This window comes from Actinomadura montaniterrae, from assembly GCF_008923365.1.
GTDB classification, from domain to species: domain Bacteria; phylum Actinomycetota; class Actinomycetes; order Streptosporangiales; family Streptosporangiaceae; genus Spirillospora; species Spirillospora montaniterrae.
On the sequence record NZ_WBMR01000122.1, the window covers coordinates 1 to 20,900 of the forward strand.

The 20,900-nt window shown below is 68.8% G+C and carries 14 protein-coding genes and 1 tRNA gene; 8 read left to right on the forward strand and 7 right to left on the reverse strand.

Going from position 1 to position 20,900, the window contains the following annotated elements:
• Window positions 1-1,577 (forward strand): metallophosphoesterase family protein (locus F9B16_RS31795; RefSeq protein WP_318839267.1); only part of this gene is annotated, 1,577 nt, incomplete at its 5' end.
• A 73-nt stretch (window positions 1,578-1,650) separates the two neighbouring features.
• Window positions 1,651-1,723: transfer RNA gene (locus F9B16_RS31800), tRNA-Glu, on the forward strand.
• A gap of 43 nt (window positions 1,724-1,766) precedes the next feature.
• On the opposite strand, the gene F9B16_RS31805 is transcribed toward F9B16_RS31800, so the two are convergent.
• The 3 genes from F9B16_RS31805 to F9B16_RS31815 all read right to left on the reverse strand — a co-directional run bounded on the left by F9B16_RS31805 (window position 1,767) and on the right by F9B16_RS31815 (window position 5,391).
• Window positions 1,767-3,932, reverse strand: coding sequence for a bifunctional serine/threonine-protein kinase/ABC transporter substrate-binding protein (locus F9B16_RS31805; protein ID WP_151543916.1), 2,166 nt, complete (start codon window positions 3,930-3,932; stop codon window positions 1,767-1,769).
• Window positions 3,933-4,009: 77 nt separating this feature from the next.
• Complete coding sequence (locus F9B16_RS31810) at window positions 4,010-4,759, reverse strand: LLM class flavin-dependent oxidoreductase (RefSeq protein ID WP_225992116.1); 750 nt, start codon at window positions 4,757-4,759, stop codon at window positions 4,010-4,012.
• 128 nt (window positions 4,760-4,887) lie between these two features.
• Window positions 4,888-5,391 (reverse strand): DUF1269 domain-containing protein, encoded by a 504-nt coding sequence (locus F9B16_RS31815; RefSeq protein WP_151543918.1) that lies wholly within the window; start codon window positions 5,389-5,391, stop codon window positions 4,888-4,890.
• Window positions 5,392-5,580: 189 nt separating this feature from the next.
• Between F9B16_RS31815 and F9B16_RS31820 the strand changes: the two genes are divergently transcribed.
• The 3 genes from F9B16_RS31820 (at window position 5,581) to F9B16_RS31830 (ending at window position 9,218) form a co-directional block, all read left to right on the forward strand.
• Complete coding sequence (locus F9B16_RS31820; protein ID WP_151543919.1) at window positions 5,581-7,389, forward strand: alkyl/aryl-sulfatase; 1,809 nt, start codon at window positions 5,581-5,583, stop codon at window positions 7,387-7,389.
• A 65-nt stretch (window positions 7,390-7,454) separates the two neighbouring features.
• Window positions 7,455-8,621 (forward strand): acyl-CoA dehydrogenase family protein, encoded by a 1,167-nt coding sequence (locus F9B16_RS31825; RefSeq protein ID WP_151543920.1) that lies wholly within the window; start codon window positions 7,455-7,457, stop codon window positions 8,619-8,621.
• Between the two features lie 18 nt (window positions 8,622-8,639).
• Window positions 8,640-9,218 (forward strand): TetR/AcrR family transcriptional regulator, encoded by a 579-nt coding sequence (locus F9B16_RS31830; RefSeq protein ID WP_151543921.1) that lies wholly within the window; start codon window positions 8,640-8,642, stop codon window positions 9,216-9,218.
• Here F9B16_RS31830 and F9B16_RS31835 read toward each other — a convergent pair.
• A complete protein-coding gene (locus F9B16_RS31835) occupies window positions 9,215-12,823 on the reverse strand; it encodes a WD40 repeat domain-containing serine/threonine protein kinase (RefSeq protein WP_151543922.1) in 3,609 nt (1,202 codons plus the stop codon). The genes F9B16_RS31830 and F9B16_RS31835 overlap by 4 nt on opposite strands.
• A gap of 602 nt (window positions 12,824-13,425) precedes the next feature.
• On the opposite strand from F9B16_RS31835, the gene F9B16_RS31840 reads away from it, so the two are divergent.
• Window positions 13,426-14,208 (forward strand): NgoMIV family type II restriction endonuclease, encoded by a 783-nt coding sequence (locus F9B16_RS31840; RefSeq protein ID WP_225992117.1) that lies wholly within the window; start codon window positions 13,426-13,428, stop codon window positions 14,206-14,208.
• 96 nt (window positions 14,209-14,304) lie between these two features.
• On the opposite strand, the gene F9B16_RS31845 is transcribed toward F9B16_RS31840, so the two are convergent.
• From F9B16_RS31845 to F9B16_RS31855, 3 genes are all read right to left on the reverse strand, one after another.
• Window positions 14,305-15,069 carry a DUF3883 domain-containing protein gene (locus tag F9B16_RS31845; protein ID WP_151543923.1) on the reverse strand — a complete coding sequence of 255 codons (765 nt, stop codon included), beginning with the start codon at window positions 15,067-15,069 and terminating at the stop codon, window positions 14,305-14,307.
• Between the two features lie 70 nt (window positions 15,070-15,139).
• Window positions 15,140-16,972, reverse strand: coding sequence for a DEAD/DEAH box helicase (locus F9B16_RS31850; RefSeq protein WP_225992118.1), 1,833 nt, complete (start codon window positions 16,970-16,972; stop codon window positions 15,140-15,142).
• Complete coding sequence (locus F9B16_RS31855) at window positions 16,972-18,384, reverse strand: ParB/RepB/Spo0J family partition protein (RefSeq protein ID WP_151543924.1); 1,413 nt, start codon at window positions 18,382-18,384, stop codon at window positions 16,972-16,974. Before F9B16_RS31855 ends, F9B16_RS31850 begins: the two co-directional genes overlap by 1 nt.
• A 116-nt stretch (window positions 18,385-18,500) precedes the next feature.
• Between F9B16_RS31855 and F9B16_RS31860 the strand changes: the two genes are divergently transcribed.
• Window positions 18,501-19,190 (forward strand): hypothetical protein, encoded by a 690-nt coding sequence (locus tag F9B16_RS31860; RefSeq protein WP_225992119.1) that lies wholly within the window; start codon window positions 18,501-18,503, stop codon window positions 19,188-19,190.
• A gap of 219 nt (window positions 19,191-19,409) precedes the next feature.
• Window positions 19,410-20,744 carry a DNA cytosine methyltransferase gene (locus tag F9B16_RS31865; RefSeq protein WP_151543925.1) on the forward strand — a complete coding sequence of 445 codons (1,335 nt, stop codon included), beginning with the start codon at window positions 19,410-19,412 and terminating at the stop codon, window positions 20,742-20,744.
• Window positions 20,745-20,900: the final 156 nt, after the last annotated feature.

Here is a 20,900-nt window from a genome sequence, read left to right on the forward strand (position 1 = left end):
CGGGCCGCGCGCGCGCCGCCGGCGCCCGCGCCGCCCGCAGCCGCTGGACCCGCATCGCCCTCACCATCGCCATCGGCCTCGCCGGCGGCTACGTCGGCCTCCTCGTCGGCGGCCGCACCGTCACCCCGGTCGGCCCCGCGAACGTCCAACTCGTCCTGCACCCGTCGCTGCACGGCGGGACCACCCTCGAACTGCCGCCGCTCGGCGCCGTCCACCTCGACACCCACTCCGGCCCCGTGTCCGTCGAGGCGCACCTCACCGACGTCCGCCCCGACCAGGCGCAGCGGCTCATCGAGGACGACTCGGCGCTCGACCGCGTCACCGACCAGATCGCCGACCAGATCCGGCACGGCGTGACCGTCCTGCTGATCCGCGCGGCCGTCCTCGCGCTGGTCTTCGCGTTCCTCGCCGCGCTGATCCTGTTCCGGTCCTGGCGGCGCGCCGCCGCCGCCCTCGGCGCGTCCGCCGCGGGCCTCGTCGCCGTCGCCCTGCTCGCCTGGACGACCTTCAACCCCGACTCCATCGCCGAGCCCCGCTACACCGGCCTGCTCGCCAACGCCCCCCAGGTCGTCGGCGACGCCGAGACCGTCTTCACCCGCTTCTCCACCTACCGCGCCAACCTCGCGCGCCTCGTCGGCAACGCCTCCAAGCTGTACGCGGCGACCTCGACGCTCCCGACCTACGAGCCGGACCCGTCCACCATCCGCGTCCTGCACGTCTCCGACATCCACCTGAACCCGACCGCGTGGAACGTCGTCAAGTCCGTCAGCACCCAGTTCCACGCCACCTTCATCATCGACACCGGCGACCTCATGGACCACGGCAGCAAGCCGGAGGACAAGTTCGCCGACTCGATCTCCGACCTGAAGATCCCGTACGTCTACATCCGCGGGAACCACGACTCGCGGAGCACCCAGCGGGCCGTCGCGCGGCAGAAGAACGCGATCGTCCTCGACGACCGGACCCGCGAGGTCGGCGGCCTGCGCCTCTACGGCGTCGGCGACCCCCGCTTCACCCCCGACAAGAGCACCCGCGACGACTTCGTCGGCTCCGACCAGGTCCGCGCCGAGGGCAACGTCCTGGCCGACAAGCTCCGCAAGTCCGGGACGACGCCCGACGTCGTCCTCACCCACGACCCGTCCGAGGGCGAGGCGTTCTCCGGCCTGACGCCCCTGATCCTGTCCGGCCACCTGCACGCCCGCCAGACCAAGCTCCTGCCCACCGGCACCCGCCTGTTCGTCCAGGGCTCCACCGGCGGCGCCGGCCTGCGCGGCCTCGAGCACGAGGAGCCGACCCCCATCGAGCTGTCGGTCCTCTACTTCAACCGCGCCTCGCACCGCCTCCAGGGATGGGACGACCTGCAGCTCGGCGGCCTCGGCCTCACCTCCGCCAAGATCGAGCGCCATCTCGAACCCGACCCGGACCGCGCGATCAAGCCGCAGCCCCCGGCCACCGCCCCGCCGTCGTCCCCGGCCTCGCCGTTCCCGTCGAAGTTCCCGTCCGACTGGCCGTCCCGGAGCCCGTCCCCCACCACCTCGCCGACCTCGTCGCCGTCGCCCACCCGCGAACGCGGGTAACCGTTTGCGCGCCGCCCCGCCACGTCCTCTACACTTGACCGGGTCGAGTGGCAACCATCTCTGCCACCACCGGGCCCCCTTCGTCTAGCGGCCTAGGACGCCGCCCTTTCAAGGCGGTAGCGCCGGTTCGAATCCGGTAGGGGGTACACACAGCGGCACGGTTTCGGTTGGTCGTCTTGCGCTTGTCCGTCAGGTGACGGGGGCGGTGGCGGAGTTGCCTAGGCAGGTGAAGCGGCCGTTTTTCACCTCGTAGGCGTAGCTGACGCCGTCGGTGAGATGGCCCTGGGCCGTGAAGCGGACCCGCTGGGACGCGCCGGGCATGTCGATGGCGCGCAGATAGTCGTTGACCTGGGCGCCCGTCCGGCTGCCGTGCTCGAACGCGTGCAGGACGGCCCAGGTCGCGTCGTACGTCTCCGGCGCGTAGAGAGCGGGACGGCTTCCCTTGTTGGCCTGGGCGTAGCGGGCCGCGAAGTCCGTGAAGGCCTTCGGCATCCGCGCGGCGCCCGGCGCGAAGCTCGAGCAGGGGCAGGTGAGGACCGCGCCTTCGGCGGCCCTGCCCGCGCCGGAGACGAGCCGCGGGTCCAGCGACGGCAGGCCCAGGTAGAACCGGCCGCTGAAGCCCGCCGTCCGCACCCGCTTGAGCAGCGGGCCGGCGGTCTCGGGGAGGCCGCCGTAGAAGACCGCGTCCGCGTCCAGCCCCTTCACGTCACCGATCACTGTCGTGTAGTCGGGCGGGCTCGTCCTCAGCACCACGACGCGGACCAGGGCGTCCAGCGCCTCGGCGCGCGCCCTGAACACGGTCGCGAGCCGGTGGGCCAGGGGCTGGGTGGTGTCGTCGAGCACCACCACCCGGGTTCGCGTGGCGAAGCGGCGGCGGCCCATCATCTCGGCGAGGGCGCTCACCGACGCGTCCATGTCGGGCATGACCGTGTGCCAGTACGTCCATCCGCCGCCCGACGACGCGGAGGCCGGCGCCGCCGACGACAGCGCGGGGATGTGCCGGGCCTCGAGGATCGGCATGGCGCCCGCCGCCTCCTCGCCGAACCTGCCGACGACGGCGGCGGCGTTCAGCCGCGCCGCTTCCCGTCCGGCCGCCGCGTCCTGCGCGTCGGCCCCGGTGACGGTGTCGAGCCGCACGAGCTGGACGTGGACGGAGGGCCGCTTCGCGTTGAACTCGTTCACCGCCTGCTGAGCGCCTGCCCAGACGCCCGCGGAGGCGGCGGCCTGCGGGCCGCGCATCGGCGCCATCACGCCGATCTTGACGGTGCCCCCGGTGCGGCCGGAGCCGACCGTCCCGGCGGTACCCCGCGTCGTGCCGGTGGCGCCGTGCGCGGAGGGGCCGTCCGGGAGCTGGGAGATCACGGCCGGGACGGCGATCGCGAGCGCCGCCGCGGCGGCCCCGGCCGTGATCAGCAGGCCCCGCCGGGACCGCCGCGGCGCGAGCTGCGGGGGCGGCGGGCCGTAGGCGACCTTGGTGAGCACCGCGGTGGCCGACGCCATGCCGCGTTCGAGGAGATCGTCCGGACGGGCACTGGGCGGCAGGTCCGCGCCGGCCATGCCGAGCAGCCGGAAGAGCGCGTCGGCGCTGGTGGGGCGGCGGGCGGGGTCCTTGGCGAGGCAGGCGCCGGCCAGTTCCGCGAGCGGACCGGGCAGCGCGCTCACGTCGGCCTCGGCGTTCAGGACGGCGTTCAGCAGCGCGGGGATCGAGTCGCCCGGGAACGGCGCCCGGCCGGTCGCGGCGAACAGCAGCGTGCCGCCCCAGGCGAAGACGTCGGCGGGCGGGCCCGCGGCGTCGCCCGCGACCTGCTCGGGCGCCATGTACGCGGGCGTGCCGACGACCTGGCTGGTGACGGTGATGAGGGACGAGTCCAGCGCGCGGGCGATGCCGAAGTCGATGACCCGGGGGCCGTCCGGCCCGATGAGGATGTTCGGGGGTTTGAAGTCGCGGTGGACGATGCCCGCGCGGTGGATCGCCGACAGTGCGGTGGCGGTGCCGATGGCGAGGCGCAGCAGTGTCCCCGGATCGAGCGGTCCCTGGGCGCGGACGAGTTCGGCGAGGGACGGGCCGTGGACGAACTCGCTGACGATGTACGGCCGGTCGCCCTGGACGTCGGCGTCCAGCACGCGCGCCGTGCAGAAGCCGCCGACCCGGGAGGCGACCTCCAGCTCGCGGACGAAGCGCCGCCGCGCCTCGGGGACGCGGCCCAGGCGGGTGTGCAGCAGCTTGACCGCCACCTCGCGGCCGTTCCCGTCCCGGCCGAGGTAGACCGAGCCCTGGCCGCCGTCGCCCAGCCGCCCGGTCAGGACGTACCGGCCGATCCGCCGGGGGTCCTCGGGCAGCAGGGGGTCGGCCATCGGGCCCTCCGGGGGTCGCACGGCGAACGATCATCGCACGCGGCGTCCCGGCGGAGGAGCCGTTTCGCTAGGGATCTCTAGGAGAGGAGCGCCGGGGCCAGGTCGACGAGGCGGTCGACGTCGGCGGTGAAGTCGTCGCCGGTCGCGGGGAAGAGGGTGACGTGGTCGGCGCCCGCGGCGAGGTGGGCCTTCACCTGGGCGGCGATGGCGGCGGGCTCGTCGTCGGCGTTGTGGGACAGCCCCATGACGAGGAGCTTGTCCGGGCCGAGCGTCCGGCGGGCGTCCGCGGTGAACTCGGGCGGCTGGTGGGCGGGGAAGGCGCCGTCGGTGGTGGCGGCGAGCGCCATCATCTTCGGGCCGTTCGCGCCGATGATCCGGGGGTAGGACGCGTCGGGCCCGGGCATCTGCGGGGGCTCGGCCATGGCGTCCAGGTAGGCCCGCATCGTGCCGGCGGGGCGGCCGAAGTCGCGGCCGACGGCCGCCGCCTGCTCCCGGTAGCCGACGCCGAGCCCGAGGACGAACCGGTCCGGGTACGCCTCGGCGAGGACGGCCGCCGCGCCGTGCGCGGTCTGCGCGGCCCGGGCCCAGACGTTGGCGATGCCGGTGCCGAACGTCATCCGCTCGGTGGCCTCCATCAGCACGGCGAGCTGCGCGAAGACGTCCTTGCCGCCGACCGGTTCGTTGCACCAGGTCGTGCCGTAGCCGGCGGCCTCCAGCCGCCGGACGGCCTTGCGCTGCTCGTCGATGGGGATCCAGCGGGTGAACGGCACCGGCACGTAGGTCCCGACCTGCCCGAGGGCCCGGCGGGCCCGATCGACGACGCTCATGGTGGTGGACTCCTTCGGGTAGCGGATGCCGTGCATCCACCTTGCGGAAGGATGGCCTCCGCCGTCCAATCACCGTTTCGCAATGCGCGATACGGAACGGGCATCACCGCACGTCAACCCGTAATGGATCAGGCGGGCTGGGGCGCGCGGGCGGCCTTGATCGCTTCGCGCAGGTGCTGCTCCTGCTCGTCGGACAGCGACGTCTGGATGAGCCGGCCGCCGAACGGCGCCATCTCCGGGACGGCCTTGTCCGGGTTGCGCTTGTCGATCAGGACGAACACGGCCGCGGCGCCGGGCGCCAGGTGCTCGCCGAGGTTCCGCATGAAGTCGTCGTCGATGCCGGCGTCGGCCGCGGAGCCCATGGCGGCGCCGGTGGCCCCGCCGATGGCCATGCCGAGCAGCGGCATGAAGAAGATCAGGCCGATGAGGCCGCCCCAGGCGGCGCCGCCGAGCGCGCCGCCGGCGGTCATGCTCCGGGCCTGGTGGAGTTTGATCTTGCCGTTGTCCCTGCGTTCGACGACGACCACGTCCGCCAGTCCGATGACGTGCTCCTTGTGCAGCTGGATGAGCTTGTCGCGGGCCCGTTCGGCGTGGTCCAGGTCGTCGTAGGCGACGGCGATGAGGTCGCTCATGGTTCCCCCCGGTCGATGGTTCGGCCGCCGGGAGGCGAGGACGCCCTCGTCCCCCGACCGTGTCGGGATGCCCCGAAAACTCCCTGTTGACTCGGGGGTTCATGGGCTCTTGGTGCATTTGTGGCACTGAGGTGATCCAGGCCAGGGAAGTGCTCGGGTACCGACGAACCCTGCCGTGAGGAGCTGACCGTGGCCGCGCTGCCGTCCCTGGACGACCGGACCGATTTCGAGAACGCGGACAAGGGGTTCGTCGGCACCGCGTCGCGACGCAGGATCGAGGACGGCGACGGCCGGGTCGTCTGGGACCTGGACGCCTACGCCTTCCTGGACGCCGCGTGCCCCGCGACGGCGAACCCGAGCCTGTGGCGGCAGTCGCAGCTCACCGCCAAGCACGGCCTGTACCAGGTGGCGAACGGCATCTATCAGGTGCGCGGGTTCGATCTGTCGAACATCTCCTTCATCGAGGCCGACACGGGCGTGATCGTCGTCGACCCGCTGCTGTCGGTCGAATGCGCGGCGGCGGCGCTGGAGCTCTACCAGGAGCACCGCGGGAACCGGCCGGTGACCGCCGTCATCTACAGCCATTCGCATGCCGACCATTTCGGCGGCGTCCGCGGGGTGGTGCCGCAGGGCGCGCGGATCCCGATCATCGCGCCGGCCGGGTTCCTGGAGCACGCCGTGGCGGAGAACGTCTACGCGGGCACCGCGATGAACCGGCGCGCGATCTTCATGTACGGCGCGGAGCTGCCCCGGGACGCGACCGGGCAGATCGGCGCGGGGCTCGGCCCGACGACGTCCACCGGCACGATCTCGCTGATCGAGCCGAACCTGACGATCACCAAGACGGGCCAGGAGGAGGTGGTGGACGGGGTCCGGATCGTGTTCCAGCTGACGCCGGGCACCGAGGCGCCCGCGGAGATGAACTTCCACATCCCGGACCGGCGGGCGCTGTGCATGGCCGAGAACGCGACCCACAACCTGCACAACGTGCTGACGCTGCGCGGGGCGCTGGTGCGGGACCCGCGCGTGTGGGCCCGCTATCTCACCGAGGCGATCGAGATGTTCGCGGCGGATTCCGATGTGCTGTTCGCCTCGCACCATTGGCCGACGTGGGGCACGCGGGAGCTGACGGATTTCCTGTCCGAGCAGCGGGACCTGTACGCCTACATTCACGACCAGACGTTGCGGATGCTGAATCAGGGCCGCACCGGAACCGAGATCGCCGAGCTGATCGAGATGCCGCCCGCGCTGGAAAGGGCCTGGCACACGCACGGCTACTACGGGTCGGTCTCCCACAACGTCAAGGCGATCTACCAGCGGTACATGGGGTGGTTCGACGGCAATCCCGCGCACCTGTGGGAACTGCCGCCGGAGGAGTCGGCGAAGAAGCACGTCGAGTTCATGGGCGGCGCGGAGAGCATCATGCCGAAGGCCCGGGATGCCTTCGAGGCGGGCGAGACGCGCTGGGCCGCGCAGGTCCTCAACTACGTCGTGTTCGCCGATCCGGGGAACACCGAGGCACGCGAACTCCTCGCCCGGGTCTACGACGAGCTGGGGCACGGCAGCGAGAACGGCACCTGGCGCAATTTCTATCTCCAGGGCGCCGCGGAATTGCGCGGCGACAAGCCGACCAACACGCTCGACAGTTCGTCCCCGGACGTCCTGATGGCGCTCAGCGTCGAGCAGGTCTTCGACTCCCTCGCTATCCGCGTCGACGGCCCGCGCGCCTGGGACACGCGGCTGACGATCGACTGCAATTTCACCGACCTCAAGGACGAGGTCCGGCTCAGCCTCGCCAACGGCGTCCTCACCCAGACCCGCGCGCACGACGGCACCCCCGCCGACCTCACCCTGACCCTGACCAAGCCGCAGCTGCTCCAGCTGGTCGCCACGCAGGACCTCGGCGACATCCAGGCCGACGGCGACCGCCGGGCCCTCACCACCCTGATCGGCCTGCTGGACGACCCCGACCGCGACTTCGACATCGTCACGCCCTGACGCCCTGACGCCCGGGCGCAGCGCGCCGCGACCGTGCGCCATACTTAGGAGTATGGTTCCGTACCATGGAGTACGGAGACGAGATCGTCCGCCGCGTGCGGGAGCTGGCGCCCGCGCTCGCCGGCCGCGCCCGCGAGGCCGAGGACGCGCGCCGCCCGCCCGACGCCACCATCGCCGACCTCGCCGCGTCCGGCCTGTTCAGCATGCTCGTGCCGAAGCGGTTCGGCGGCGCCGAACTCGGGTTCGAGCCGATGGCGGCGGCTTGCCGCGCGGCCGGCGCCGCCTGCGCGTCGACGGGCTGGCTGTCGGTCATCTACACGCTGCACAACTGGATGGTGGCGCTGTTCCCCGAGCAGGCGCAGGAGGAGGTCTGGGCCGAGCGGCCGTACGCGCTGATCCCGTGCGTCCTCGCCCCGACCGGCACCGCCGAGCCGGCGGACGGCGGGCACCGGGTCACCGGACGCTGGTCGTGGGGCAGCGGCTCCATGCACGCCGACCACGCGATGGTCATGGGCCTCGTCACCACCGACGGGGCGATCGAACCGCGGCTGTTCCTGCTGCCGCGCGCGGACGTGACCGTCCACGACGTCTGGCACACCAGCGGGATGCGCGGCACCGGCAGCAACGACATCGAGGTCGCGGACGCCTTCGTCCCGGCGCACCGCTCGGTGCCGCTGACGGCGCTGACCGAGGGGCGCTCGCCCGGGTCGCGCGTCCACCCGGCGCCGCTCTACCGGACCCCGCTCGTCCCGGTGTTCGCGCTGACCAGCGCGGCGCCCGTGCTCGGCGTCGCCGAGGGCGTGCTCGCGCTGTTCGCCGAGCGGATGCGGAGCCGGCGGATGGCCTACAGCGGCGAGCGGCAGCGCGACCTGATGAGCGGGCAGATCCGGCTCGCCACCGCCACCGCGGACCTCGCGGCGGCGCGGCTGCTCCTGGAGGACGCGCTGCGGGACGTGACCGAGGCCGCCGCCGCGGGCGACGCCACCGGCCTGCACCGCCGCGCCCGGGCCCGGCTTGTCGCGGCGCACGTGGCCGCCACGGCGCGGCGCGTCGTCAACGAGCTGTGCGGCGCGGCCGGGGCGAGCACCCAGTTCGCGGACTCGCCGTTCCAGCGGGCCCAGCGGGATGTGAATACGATCAGCGGGCATGTGGTCTTCGACCCGGACGCGGCGTACGCCCTCTACGGCCGGATCGAGCTGGGCATGGACCCTGGTCCGGTGGTCCTGGTGTAGCGGAGCGTGGGGAGCGCGATGACGGCCCGTACGAGGATGGCCAGGCGGGACTGGGTGGAGGCCGGCTACCAGGAACTCGCCCGCACCGGCGAGCGCGGCGTCGCGATCACCTCGCTCGCCGCGCGGCTCGGCGTCACCAAGGGCAGCTTCTACTGGCACTTCAAGGACCGCGGCGAGCTGATGCGGGCGCTCCTCGACCGGTGGGCGCACGAGCGCACCGACGAGATGCTGGACCTCGCCCTCGGCAGCACCGGCGACCCGCGCGAGCGGCTGCGCCGCATCCAGGCGCTCGGCCGCGAGATCGCGCCGGTCGACCGGGCGATGCGGCTGTGGGCGCAGCACGACCCGGCCGCGGAGGAGGCCGTCCGGCACGCCGACCGCGCGCTGCTCGGGCACATCGCCGCGTGCCTGGAGGGCCTCGGGTTCGGCGCCGACGACGCGCGGCTGCGGGCGCTGCTGATGCTGCGCTCGTGGGTCGGCGGCTACCTCGTCCCGTCCGGCGCGCCCGGTGCCGCCGCCAGGACCGCCGCCGGGACCGCCGGGGGCGCCGCCGGGGCCGACCCGGGTGAGCGCATGCTGGAGATCCTGCTGAGCTAGCAGGTCTTCTCGTACGGGATGTCCTGCACGTACTGCTTCCATTCGCTTCGCGACAGCGGCCCGACCCGCTTGCAGAGGCCGTCCTCCAGCAGGCGCGGCGCGACCGTGTGCGTGACGAGCTTCCCGTCGTCGCCGCTCACGCTGTAGAGCCGGGTGCCGTCCGGGCTGAACGCCAGCGACTCGATCGTCGCGTCGATCGACGCCGAGGTGTGCCCCGTCAGCGGCAGCCCGAGCCGCCGCTGCCCCTGCACGTCCCAGAGGTCGATCTTGCCCTGCATGTCCGTCGTGGCGAGCAGCCGCCCGTCCGGCGAGAGGGCCGCGATCGGGGACTTGCCGTCGGGCGTCGCGACCGGGGTGCCGATCTGCTTGAGCGTCCGGACGTTCCAGAACGACAGCGACCGCCGGTCGGACCGGTCCTGCACGGTGACGAGCGTCCCCTGCCGGTCGACGGCCTGGACGGTCGTCGCGAGCGGGTTCGGCGGCGCGAGCGTCTTCCCGGACGGGAACGCGACCACCCCGAGGTCGTTGGCGGACACGACGCTCTTCCCGTCCGCGCTCCAGACGATCTTCAGCTCGGGCGAGCCGTCCGACGCGCCGGTCCGCTGCGCCGCCTGCGCCTGCCCGAGCTGCCGTCCGGTCGAGGTGTCCCAGAACCGCAGCAGGGTCGCCCGCGGCTGGTTCTGGTTCGCGGGCGTCGCCGGGCCGCCGAGCGTCACGGTCGCGATGGCCTTGCCGTCCGGCGAGAACGACGGCAGCGGCCGGGACGACGGCATCGCCGCCGGGCCGAGGTCGATCGCGGTCCGCTTCGTGCGCGACCGCACGTCCCAGATCTCGACCGTCCTGTCCTGCCGGAGGAGCGCGAGCAGCCGGCCATCCCGCGACAGCGACATCCGGTCGCCGCCGTACCCGTTCGTGTAGGTGATCGGGAGGGTCGTGCGGCGCGCCCGCTTCGCGGTGTCCCAGATCTGCACGCCGGTGGACGGCGACGGGTCCGCGGTGGCGAGCGTCGACCCGTCCAGGCTGATCGCCGAGTCCCCGTACGCCCGCGCCACCTGCACCGGACGGACGAACACCGAGACGTCGATGGACTGGACGCGCCCCTCGCTGTCCACGCAGCGCAGGCTCCGCCCGTCCGCGCTGAACCGGGTCGCGTTGCACATGTCGTCCGGCTTGTAGAACAGGTAGGGCGGCTCGGACGTGCCGGTGTCGGTGCTCCACAGCGCCATGCCGGCCGCGAGGAAGTTCCCGTCCGGGCTGAACGTGAACTCCGAGTCGAGGCTGTCGAACCCCTTCGGCTCCTTCAGCCGCGTGCGCAGCTCACCCGTCTTGACGTCCACGACCGTGATCTCGCCCTTGACGCCTCCGGCGTCGGTGGCCGCGAAGAACCGGCCGTCCGGGCTGAACCCGATCCTGGACGTCTCGACGAGGTCCCGGACCTGCTCGGGCACCTTGATCCGCTTGAAGGTCGCCAGGTCCCGCCCCACGAGGCGCCAATGGCCGCCGTCCTTGGCCACACCGACCAGGATCCTCTCGTCCGGCGAGAAGATGGGGCCCGTGATGCTGAAGTTCTCCTTTGCGGTGAACTGCACCCGCCCGGTGGCCGTGTCGAGGACCTTCACCGTCCCGTGGTGCGTCGTGACGAGCCGCGCCCCGCTCGGGCTGAACCACAACCCGTCGCCCATCACGTGCTTGAACGGCAGGCCCGTCCGCGCGCCGGACGCGGTGTCCCAGAGCGCCAGCGTGCCGTCCTTCTGCAGCGTGAGCAGCCGCTTGCCGTCCAGCGTCAGCCCCAGCCCCGCCACGCCCGCGCCCGCGACGCGCAGCGTCAGCGCCTTCTTCGTGTCCGGGTCGCCGAGGATGACGGTGTTGTCCTTCCACCACGCGTAAGGCCCGGCCTTGTCGGGGCTCAGCGTGTTCCAGTCCGTCCCGACCCCCGCCGGCCGGAACATCCCCTGCTCCCACTGCTCGGTCAGCGTCAGCAGCGCGTCCCGCGTCTCGAACGTGTCCCCCGCCAGCGCGGACGCGGCGACGGCGAGCCGCCGCGCCAGCACCGGATCCGTCCGGCGCAGCTGGACGGCCCGCGTCGCGAGCTGCCGCCCGACCGCCGAGTCCCGCTGCTCCGCCACCGTCGCGTTCGTCTTCCGCAGGCTCCGGCTCTGCACCGCGACCGCGGCCCCCGCGCACAACGCGATCACCAGCAGCACCGCCAGCGTCGTCGTGACGGCGGCCCGCGTCCGGGCCCGATCCCGCGTCTGCCGGACCGACGCGTCCAGGAACGCCCGCTCGACCAGGTTCAGCGTGAGCTGCCGCCGCCCGACCGACGCCCACGCCAGCGCCCCGTCCAGCGCCGACCCCTGATGCAGGTCCGCCGGTTTGCGCCCGTTCGCGTTCCACACCCGCGCCGCACCCGCCAGCGCCTGCTGGGCCGCGAGCCCCTCGCTCTCCGCCCTCACCCAGTCGGCCAGCCGCGGCCACGCCCGCAGCAGCGCCGGCGATGCGATGGAGATCGTCACATCGTCCCGCCGGACGAGCCCGGCACCGCAGAACGCGTCCAGCACCTCCTCCAGCGCCCGCTCGCCCGTGATCCCGTCCACGAGGTCGCCCACCGGCACCGGACGCAGCGCCCCCTGTGCGTCCGCCGGCGCCGCGACCATCCTCAGCAGCACCCGCGGGACCGCCTGCTGCGCCTCCCACCCCAGCCGCCGGTACACCTGCTCCGCGACCTCCCCCAGCGCGGGCGGCAACGTCACCGACGGCGCCTCCCCGAGGCCCGCCGCCCTCGTCCCCGCCTCCAGCGCGTCGCCGCTCACCCCGCTGAGCAGCCCGTCCAGCACCTCCTGCGCACTCGGCCGCTGCTCGGGGTCCTGGCTAAGCGCCGCGTCCACGAGCCCCCGCAACGGCTCCGGCAGCACGTCCGTCTTCGGACGCTCATTAAGGATCTGATGGTGCAGGGTCGCCATCGTCTCCCCGTCGAACGGCGCCCGCCCGTTCGCCGCGAACAGCACCACCGCCGCCCACGCCCACACGTCCACCGCGGGCGTCGCCCGCTTCCCCTGGAACAGCTCCGGCGCCATCCACCGCGGCGTCCCCTTCAGCGCCCCCGTCGCGCTGCGCGACATCTCGTCCGTCTTGGCGATCCCGAAGTCGATCACCCGCGGCCCGTCCGGCCCCAGCAGCACGTTCGCCGGCTTCAGATCCCGATGGACGATCCCGGCCCGATGGATCGACGCCAGCGCCGTCGCGATCCCGATCGCCAGCCGATGCAGCTCGTCCGCCCCGTAAGCCCCCCGCTCGCTCACCCACGCCTGCAGATCGGGCCCGGGCACGTACTCGCTGACGATGTAGGGCGGCACGCTGTCGAGGTCCGCGCCGATGATCCGCGCCGTGCAGAACGACGCCACCCGCTGCAGCGTCGCGACCTCCTTGCGCAACCCGTTCCGCAGCGCCTCATTGACCGTGTCGACATGCAGCGCCTTGACCGCGACCCGCACGCCCCCGGCGTCGTACCCCTCGTAAACGACCCCCTGCCCCCCGGCCCCCAACCGCCCGGCCAGCCAATACCCACCCAACTCCCGAGGATCCCCAGCCAAAAGCGGCCCAGCCATACCGACGCCCCTCCACCGACAAGGACGCCACCCCGCGCCCTCAAGGAGCCCCAGAATATACAGACACCCATGTCCTTTTGAGCCATCCCACCTGGATGTGACCCACCCATCCACGCCCGCAACGACCGTTCACCTGTCCGCTCCCCCTCGTTCACCCCCGCCCGGCACAGCCGCGAGAGCGGCAAGAATGCAACAGACCTGCCGCCACCACACCACCTAGGGACCGCACAGCACTCTGATCTCCGGAGTGCACTCCATGCCGCCAGTTCCAACTGAGCAGAGCGCCAGCAATCTGATCGCCGCCTCCGCAAGCCCGGCTCACCAGGCGGCAGCGCAGGGCCCGACCGTCAAGACTGATGGACCGTAAACGGCGCAGCCCATAGTCCACCTCACTCGACCCACGTCCCGTTCCTGCTGCCCACGCACCTCTGAGACGTTGCCTGTGACGGCAGATCGCCAGCCCCAGTGCCGGGTCCTTCAAACACATCCGCTCCATCTGCAGCGAAAGACACCCTGCGCGTATCACTGCAGGCTCAGGCATAGCACCAAAAAGCCGCCGAACACCGAGACCGATCACCGAGGATGTCCTAGGATGGCCTGCCATGACCCCCACACCGATGAACGCCGAATTCGCCAGTCAGCTGCTGGGCTGGAAAGTGGTACGAAATGGCAACCTGATGCCGAATACCGCCGACAGCGACAACGAGGCATCAAAGATCATCGCAGCAACCGTCCTAGACAAGCTGGCAGTACCTCGAGGCATACCAACGGGCGTGACCGACCCCAAGAGCGGCCGTCCCCTGGAGCGCGCCGTTGCACTTTCACTACGCCAGGAACTTCCCCACCTCGATCACGGACGGCAGTGGCACGTACATGACGCGCCAGTACCGATTAGCAGCTTTGTTCAGTACAGTCATCTCAAGGAGGTCGACCGCCTTGTCCGGACTAATGCAGAGTTGCGCATAACACTAGGGCGCGACTACCTGATCAAACCTGATGTAGTCGTCTCACTTCCAGGGCGAACTGAAAACGAACTCCCTTTTTTGCATGCAGCAGTTTCATGTAAATGGACTATCCGCTCCGATCGTGTGCAAAATATTCGGCACGAAAATAACCAAATGATCAGGCACCGCCGCGAACGCCTTCCCCACCTCGTCTCAGTAACAGCCGAACCCCTGCCAAGCCGGCTAGTGGCGATCGCCCGAGGTACCGGAGAGGTTGATGCCGTTTACCACATTGCGTATGGCGCCCTAGCCACGGCAGTCACCGAACTCGGCGCAAGTGGCAAGATCCAGGCCGCCCAAGTAGACGCATGGGATGAGTGTGTGGCCTTGGGCCGGGTACGCCCATTCCCTGAGCTAGCTCAGACCATCGCTCGTTGGTAACCTCCAGCACGATACGCGGCGGCGAGCGCGCTCCTATCTTCGCAGCCACGGCCACGCAAGTATCTGCGTGGCTGTAATGCCGCCGGGCATTCCGGGCTACCAAACTTGCGAGCCGGTTAGCAGCGGAGATGCAGCCGCCGCGAAAACAGGAGCCAGCCGCGAAATACCGGGAACGACTTGCTCCGGCGGGACGTCCAGGCGGAACGACTGCCAGCGGCCCGTGGCACTGCGGTCATGCGGAGCATGCCGGAGGATCCATGGACCAGGAACTGACGCCAAGGCCACTGCCTTAAGGTGGTCGTCCAGCCGGACAACAACCATCTGCCACGATGGATCGCGAAGCATTACCTCATACTCATTGCGCGATAGAAATACGGTGATCCGGTTCCGTCGTAACGTGCTCTTTACCTCAATATGCAAGCTGCCTTGGCGTGCATGCACAGCTATGTCATAGCCATAGCCATCGGAATGCGCAGCAACGTGTTCCACTCTTGCATCGACGGAGGCGGTAAGCAGCTCCATCAATACCGCCTCAGCTGCTGCTCCGACGCGCAGGCGCTGCTCATCATCGAACTTTCCCCACACGCTCCGAAGCGTCCCAAAGGCATGCTCCGCGCTAACGCCGAGGCTCTCAGCAGCACGGGCTAAGTCTTCTGGGAGTTCGCCGGGTGACCGAACGAGGGAGTCCGCATCAGCCATCCAAGGAGCATCATTGAGCCGCAGCGCAGCTTCCAAGACCCGCTCCGCGGCCGGCACCGGGCTGTGCAGGTCGGCCAGCAGGCCCGTCTCCTGAAGCCAAGAGAATGCCCACTCATATTGAGCTGGCGTGAGGTCACTGAACGCGCCAACGTGCGCGAACAAGGCACGGCAACGTCCTGGACTGGACTCGGGAAGCTTGCTGAGCCAGCGAACCGCTGCACGTAGCACTGGCTCAGGCGGTACCGGCACGGAGATGGCCCATTAGCGCCTGCAGGTCGCGCGTGTCCAGGCCGCCGCCCACCGCAGGTTCCTCGTCAAGATCAGCCAGTTCGCGCACCGCAGGGTCATCCAGAACTTGGCCCATGAACTGAAGTTTGTCAGCCAGGCGCTGTTCAACGATCTCGTCAATGCTGCCCTCAGAAGCTAACACCGTAATTCGCGTCTCGGCGCTTGGGTCCAAACCCAGGCGATGGATCCGGTCGAGGCTCTGCAGAAACCTCCCGGCGGCAAAATCACGGTCCACATAAACAGCATCGTGACAGTCGTGGTGAAGGCTTATTCCCTCCCCTAGTGTGGCTGGGTTGGACAGCAGCACCATGCAATCGCTGTCATTCCGGAAAAGTTCAATCTGCTCATCCCGGTCCACTGTGCCGCCATGAACCATAGCTGGCGAGAACTCGGCCAAAATCCGCTGCAGAGTATTGAGGCTGCGGATGAAGGTGGACCAGACCAGCGTCTTGCGACCGCACGCCGCGTTCTTTGCGACGATCGCCAGCACTTCGCGATACTTGGGAGACATCTCATAACTGGGCAGGTCTCGCATCAAGTCGAAGAGCGGTGTGCCCCTCGGTGCCTCCAGTGGCGGAACCCGGTAGGCAAGTGGCTCGTAGCGGGTGGTACCTACCGACAGCAGCGCTGGGCTGGTGGCGGCCATCAGCAGATAGATGATGATTTTACCGAGCGCCTGGAAGTCTGCCTCCGCACCGGCGGCACGGGCCGAGAATCGGCCAATGAGGGCCTCATAGACTTCCCGGTGCAACGGCGGCATCGGCAGTGGCCGGATCGTCGTATTGACGGGCGGAAGCCCTAGCTCTCCCTTAGTAGTACGTACGAAAAGGGGGCGCAGCACCTGACTGGCCTTCGCGAGGTCCCCTCCGCCCACAGCTTGCACAACCTTCTGCCGCCCGTGTCCGGGCCAGACAAAACCGAACAGGTTCTCAAGATCCTTGACGCCATTCGGAGCCGGAGTACCAGTAAGAATGAGCCGGTGCTTGGCGCGTGGCCCAAGCGCTAGGCAAGCGGCGCCATAGATCCCTTCGGCCCCCAGTTTCATCCGGTGAGCCTCATCAAGCAGCAACATCGAAGGCTTAGCTGCCAGCCACCGTCCAAGTTCGGCGGAAGCTCCGTCTAGCCGCTCATAGTTGATGAGCACCATTTCGGCGGCCGGATCGCGGGCCCGGCCATAAACATCCATTCGCGGCGGAGCCGCGAAGCATTGCTCGACCTCATACAGCCAGGATTCGTAGGATGACTTCGGGCCTACAATGAGAAGCCGCTCAACCTTCCCAGCGTGCCGTAGTGCCTGGAACACAGCGAGCCCCACTCGGGTCTTACCAGCGCCGGGGACAGAAAAATTGGCACCGTGCCGCAGCGTCAGTAGTTTGGCGACGTCCCGGCGCTGGAACTCTGTGAGATCAGCCATCCATCCGGGCCCAAGCAGGTCGGCGAGGGTACCTGGCTCGGGATTGGAGACCTGGTCCGCGGCTGGGTCGAGTTGCTGAGCTACGGTCTGCGCGTCGGCAGCGGAGTCGGTCGCCAGAGCCGCAAGCTGCTTGTCCCAGCGGACTGTTTCCGGAGCAGGCCAGGTTGCCAGGGCGGCGAGATTGACCAGCAGATCATCGATCTCGATTTCGAGCGTCGTCGGGGAACGCTGCACGCTGGTCCGGAACTTCAGCCCGAGCCGACGCAGGTCGCTTTCGTAACCAGCCGAGGCGCGGAGCCGCGCCGCAATGACACCATCGCCGAACCCGATCTCCAAGCTGCTCTCGGCCATGCCGGGCTGCATCAATCCTCCCTTGTAGCCGACAGCAGCCACTCCACCCCGTCCCCGGGAGAGCTGAAGGTACGGCCGGCTTGGCGAGCAAGCCGAGCCAGGCTCGCCCGCAGCGTCAGCAGGGCGTCGTCGAAAGATTCCTCGTCGAGCACACGCTTGCTCTTCGCATCAGCGAACTCCGCGGCGCATTGGTTTACATAGTCGGCGGCGTCGGTAAGCCGCTCAGGAACAGCGACCTTCCGCTTCTGCAGCTGCGCGTTCTGGCCAGCCAGTTTTACCGCGACATCGAAGGTGTCTCGCGCCGACTTGATCAGTCTGTCAGCGCGGATGGCATCGTCGGTCGCTAGTTTGTCTCCTGCCTTGCTGGCGGCAGCGGCCCGCAGGAGGCTGTCAGTCAGCGCTCGCGTGCGCTTCACGTCAGGCGTAGTGTCAGAGATACTTACGCCTGGCAGGCCAGGAATTGCCACCTCGGCTGGCGCCTCGGTCGCGGGCTTCAGGTCGCCCGGCAGCCGCTCCGCTAGGTAGCGGCCGTAAAAGTCTGCTTCGATGAACCGTACGGAGGTCTTGGGGTAGTTGAGGAGAACTGCGGCCAACCGCGACTCTTTTAGCTGCTCTGCCGCATCCGGATCCGTTTTGGCCAGTTTAGAGAAGTCTCGTTGCAGTTCGCGCAGCTTCTCCTGATGGTCCTCGAAGTCGACCAGGCGGAGCCCGGTGCCATCGTTGCCTACGCTACTGCGCTCGATGGCCTCCTGTATCAACTGGTAGACCCAGCGATCCTGCTGCAAGGTACGGGGCTTGATGTTGAAGTCGCGCGCGACGTCCTCTTGACGGCGTCCGGCAGCGAGTTGCTCATCGATAGCGATGAGGCGGTTGATGTAGGAGTAATCGCGACGCTTGTCGCGGCGGAGCTGCAGAGCCAGCTCGACACTGTTGATGTCGGCGCGAGAGGTGTCAGCTGGCAGAACGCCAACCCTGATGTCTTTGATGCCCAGATCCCTGAGCGCTGCGCAACGGGTGTTCCCATCGACGAGAATGCCTTCCCGGCTGATGATTCCAGGTGCCTGCTGGCCGAAATCGTCGAGCTCGTCCATGAGCGTGGTGTAGTCGGGATCGGTCTGATCCGGGTCGGCAGGCTTGCATCGCAGCAGGTGGTGAAGGTACTGCTGTGCTGCCTCGCCCCAAGGCTCCTGGTGGAGAACCCGGTTCCGCACAGGATCCAGCGTGCGCTGCGCGCGGATCCGGTGCGTGTCCGGATTGAAATACAGCATGTCCACCGGCATTGAGATGACATGCAGGTGCCGCTGCTCCCCGCGCCAGTCCACGGTGATCTTGGCACCGTCTTCCTTCACCGCCTGAGCAAGGCGCTCCTCGACCAGGGATCGTGTCGCCTCACCTTCTGGCGGGACCCCGAACTTCTCAGTCATCAACAGACTCCTCCCGGCGCCGAGCGTATCGAGAACCACGGACACGATGGGAGGCAATGGCGCATACTGAGACACTTCCTGAACTTCACGTGCATAGTCTGAGATGGGGGAACGCCGTGGCTGTGCCGGCCTGGGACGACACCAACCTCGATGCGGGAGCAATGGTCAAGGCCGCTCTGTGGCTCGTCCAGGTGGTCGGCGAGGGCAACGTCTTTACGAAGGGACAGCTTCGCGAAGCGTTCCCGGGTGTCTCGCAAATCGACCGCAGGGTGCGCGACCTGCGCGACTACAGGTGGGTCATCCACACCAGCAGCGAGGACGCCGGCCTCATGCCGGAGGACCAGCGATTCGTTAAGGCCGGAGTCCCCGTCTGGGACAAGGCGGCACGGCGGGCTGCGGCTCCAGCCAAGTCAGTGTCAACCAAGGAGAAGCAGGCGGTCCTGGAGCGTGACGACTACATGTGCACCTCGTGCGGCATCGCGGGCGGGGAGCCGTATCTGGACGACTCCAACCAGAGCGCAGTCCTCGCAGTCACACGCAGGAAGACGGTCCTGCCCGGCGGGCGGTTGCAGGTGATGCTGGTGACGGAATGTAAACGCTGCAGGGCTGGCCTCAATGGCGCACCTGCCCGGGCGGACCAGGTCCTTGCCGAGATCGCATCGCTGGACCTCGCCGACCGCCGGCGCTTGACGCGGTGGATCGAACGAGGGCGCCGCGGCTCTACTGCCCTCGAACGAGCATGGAGCGGCTACCGGCGCCTGCCGGCCGAGGCTCGCGCCGAGATCGCCGACACCCTCGGCGGCTGACTCGCGGGAGCTTGTCAACCCAGTCCTCAGCCAGCGGTCCGATAGTGTCACTACAGGCCCGTAGGCTCCGGAATCTGTCCCTGCTCGTTGGACCGGCAAGCTGAAGCGCGGCACCACCTGTAGGTACTGTGTAGCGCTGCTGCTCTCCCGGTGAGTTGCAAGGGCGGGCGGAAGGCCAGTGCCGGGTATGCCCTCAGCGGGCAATGGAAGGAGATCGGGATGTCGGCTTCGGAGCGGTTGGACCACCTCGAAGTCGTCGAGATTTGCGCCGGCGCCGGTGGCCAGTCCCTTGGGCTCGGCCGGGCCGGCTTCCACCACCGCCTGGCGGTCGAACTCGATGCGAATGCCGCCAAGACACTGCGTCACAATTTGATCAGGGTCTTCGGCTACGACGAGAAGGAAGCCGACGACGCGGTGCGTGTCGGTGACGTCGCCGATCCGTCTGTGTGGGACCCAGACGAGCACGTCGGCATCGACCTGCTCGCAGGCGGGGTGCCTTGCCCTCCGTTCAGCATCGCCGGCAAGCAACTAGGGGCGAACGACGAGCGAGACCTGTTCGCATGGGCAGTCGAACTATGCGGCAGGATGAAACCTAAGGCACTGCTGCTGGAGAATGTGCGCGGTCTGAGCGCCAACCGTTTCACTGCTTACCGGCAACACGTACTCGACCGGCTGCAGGAGCACGGATACATCGCCGAATGGCGGCTGCTGCACGCAAACGAGTTCGGCGTTTCCCAACTACGGCCGCGCTTCGTTCTGATAGCTTTGCGTCCCGAGTACGCGGAGTACTTCGAGTGGCCTCAGCCGCACGCGGAAGAACCCAAAACGGTGGGGGCTCTGCTACGGGATCTGATCGGCCAAGGAGGCTGGACGGCAGAGCAAGTCGAGGCGTGGGTGGCAAAGGCCAATGACATTGCGCCTACGATCGTTGGCGGGTCGAAAAAGCATGGGGGGGCCGATCTTGGCCCAACCCGGGCCAAGAAGGCATGGGCTGACCTAGGCGTCGATGCGCTAGGGGTTGCTGACGCGCCACCAGGCCCTGGCTCCCCGGTCTCAAATGGCGCCCCCGGCCCCAAACTTACTGTTGAAATGGTCGCCCGGATCCAAGGCTGGCATGGCCCAGAGTTTGCCAACTGGGAATTTCTTGGACGAAAGACCTCCACTTACCGTCAGATCGGTAATGCATTTCCTCCGCCGGTAGCAAAAGCTCTTGGCTGTGCCATCAGAAAAGCTCTGCTCAAACAAGGTGAGAAGCGGACCCTAGTCGAGAGAACCGATACGGTTCTCGATCCAGTGTATAAACTTCTGCGCACCAGCAAGCGATCGCTCACCATCGATCAGATAGTGACTCGCCTAGCCAAAATGGGCACCAATATGGAACAACCCGAAGTCGAGCGGCATCTCGTTCACCTGGGCCACGACTTTGAGGTGATCGAGTCTCCTCGCTCAAACGGAGCAATTGCTTACAGCCTCGGAGATTTCAAAGCTTTCGTGGGCCAAGAGGGGCATCAGCGCAACGAACTGTTTGCGGCCAACCGGACCAAGATCAGCTGAGCAGCGTTTGCGGCCAGCAGCCGACGCCTTGTCATCTGGGCCTGCCCAGGGCCCGGCAGGCACTGCAATCGTCGATCTCACAGCTGCTTCCCATGTGGAAGGGCGCAGGCGGTATCTTCGCCAGTGACACCTTCCCTGGAGATCGAGACGAGTGAG

Excerpts from the sequence above, each read along its gene's own strand:
- F9B16_RS31825 (WP_151543920.1), top strand. The coding sequence starts at position 7,455 with ATGGAGTACGGAGACGAGATCGTCCGCCGCGTGCGGGAGCTGGCGCCC.
- F9B16_RS31840 (WP_225992117.1), top strand. The coding sequence starts at position 13,426 with ATGACCCCCACACCGATGAACGCCGAATTCGCCAGTCAGCTGCTGGGC.
- F9B16_RS31865 (WP_151543925.1), top strand. The coding sequence starts at position 19,410 with ATGTCGGCTTCGGAGCGGTTGGACCACCTCGAAGTCGTCGAGATTTGC.
- F9B16_RS31805 (WP_151543916.1), bottom strand. The coding sequence starts at position 3,932 with ATGGCCGACCCCCTGCTGCCCGAGGACCCCCGGCGGATCGGCCGGTAC.
- F9B16_RS31850 (WP_225992118.1), bottom strand. The coding sequence starts at position 16,972 with ATGCAGCCCGGCATGGCCGAGAGCAGCTTGGAGATCGGGTTCGGCGAT.
- F9B16_RS31835 (WP_151543922.1), bottom strand. The coding sequence starts at position 12,823 with ATGGCTGGGCCGCTTTTGGCTGGGGATCCTCGGGAGTTGGGTGGGTAT.
- F9B16_RS31830 (WP_151543921.1), top strand. The coding sequence starts at position 8,640 with ATGACGGCCCGTACGAGGATGGCCAGGCGGGACTGGGTGGAGGCCGGC.
- F9B16_RS31815 (WP_151543918.1), bottom strand. The coding sequence starts at position 5,391 with ATGAGCGACCTCATCGCCGTCGCCTACGACGACCTGGACCACGCCGAA.
- F9B16_RS31855 (WP_151543924.1), bottom strand. The coding sequence starts at position 18,384 with ATGACTGAGAAGTTCGGGGTCCCGCCAGAAGGTGAGGCGACACGATCC.
- F9B16_RS31810 (WP_225992116.1), bottom strand. The coding sequence starts at position 4,759 with ATGAGCGTCGTCGATCGGGCCCGCCGGGCCCTCGGGCAGGTCGGGACC.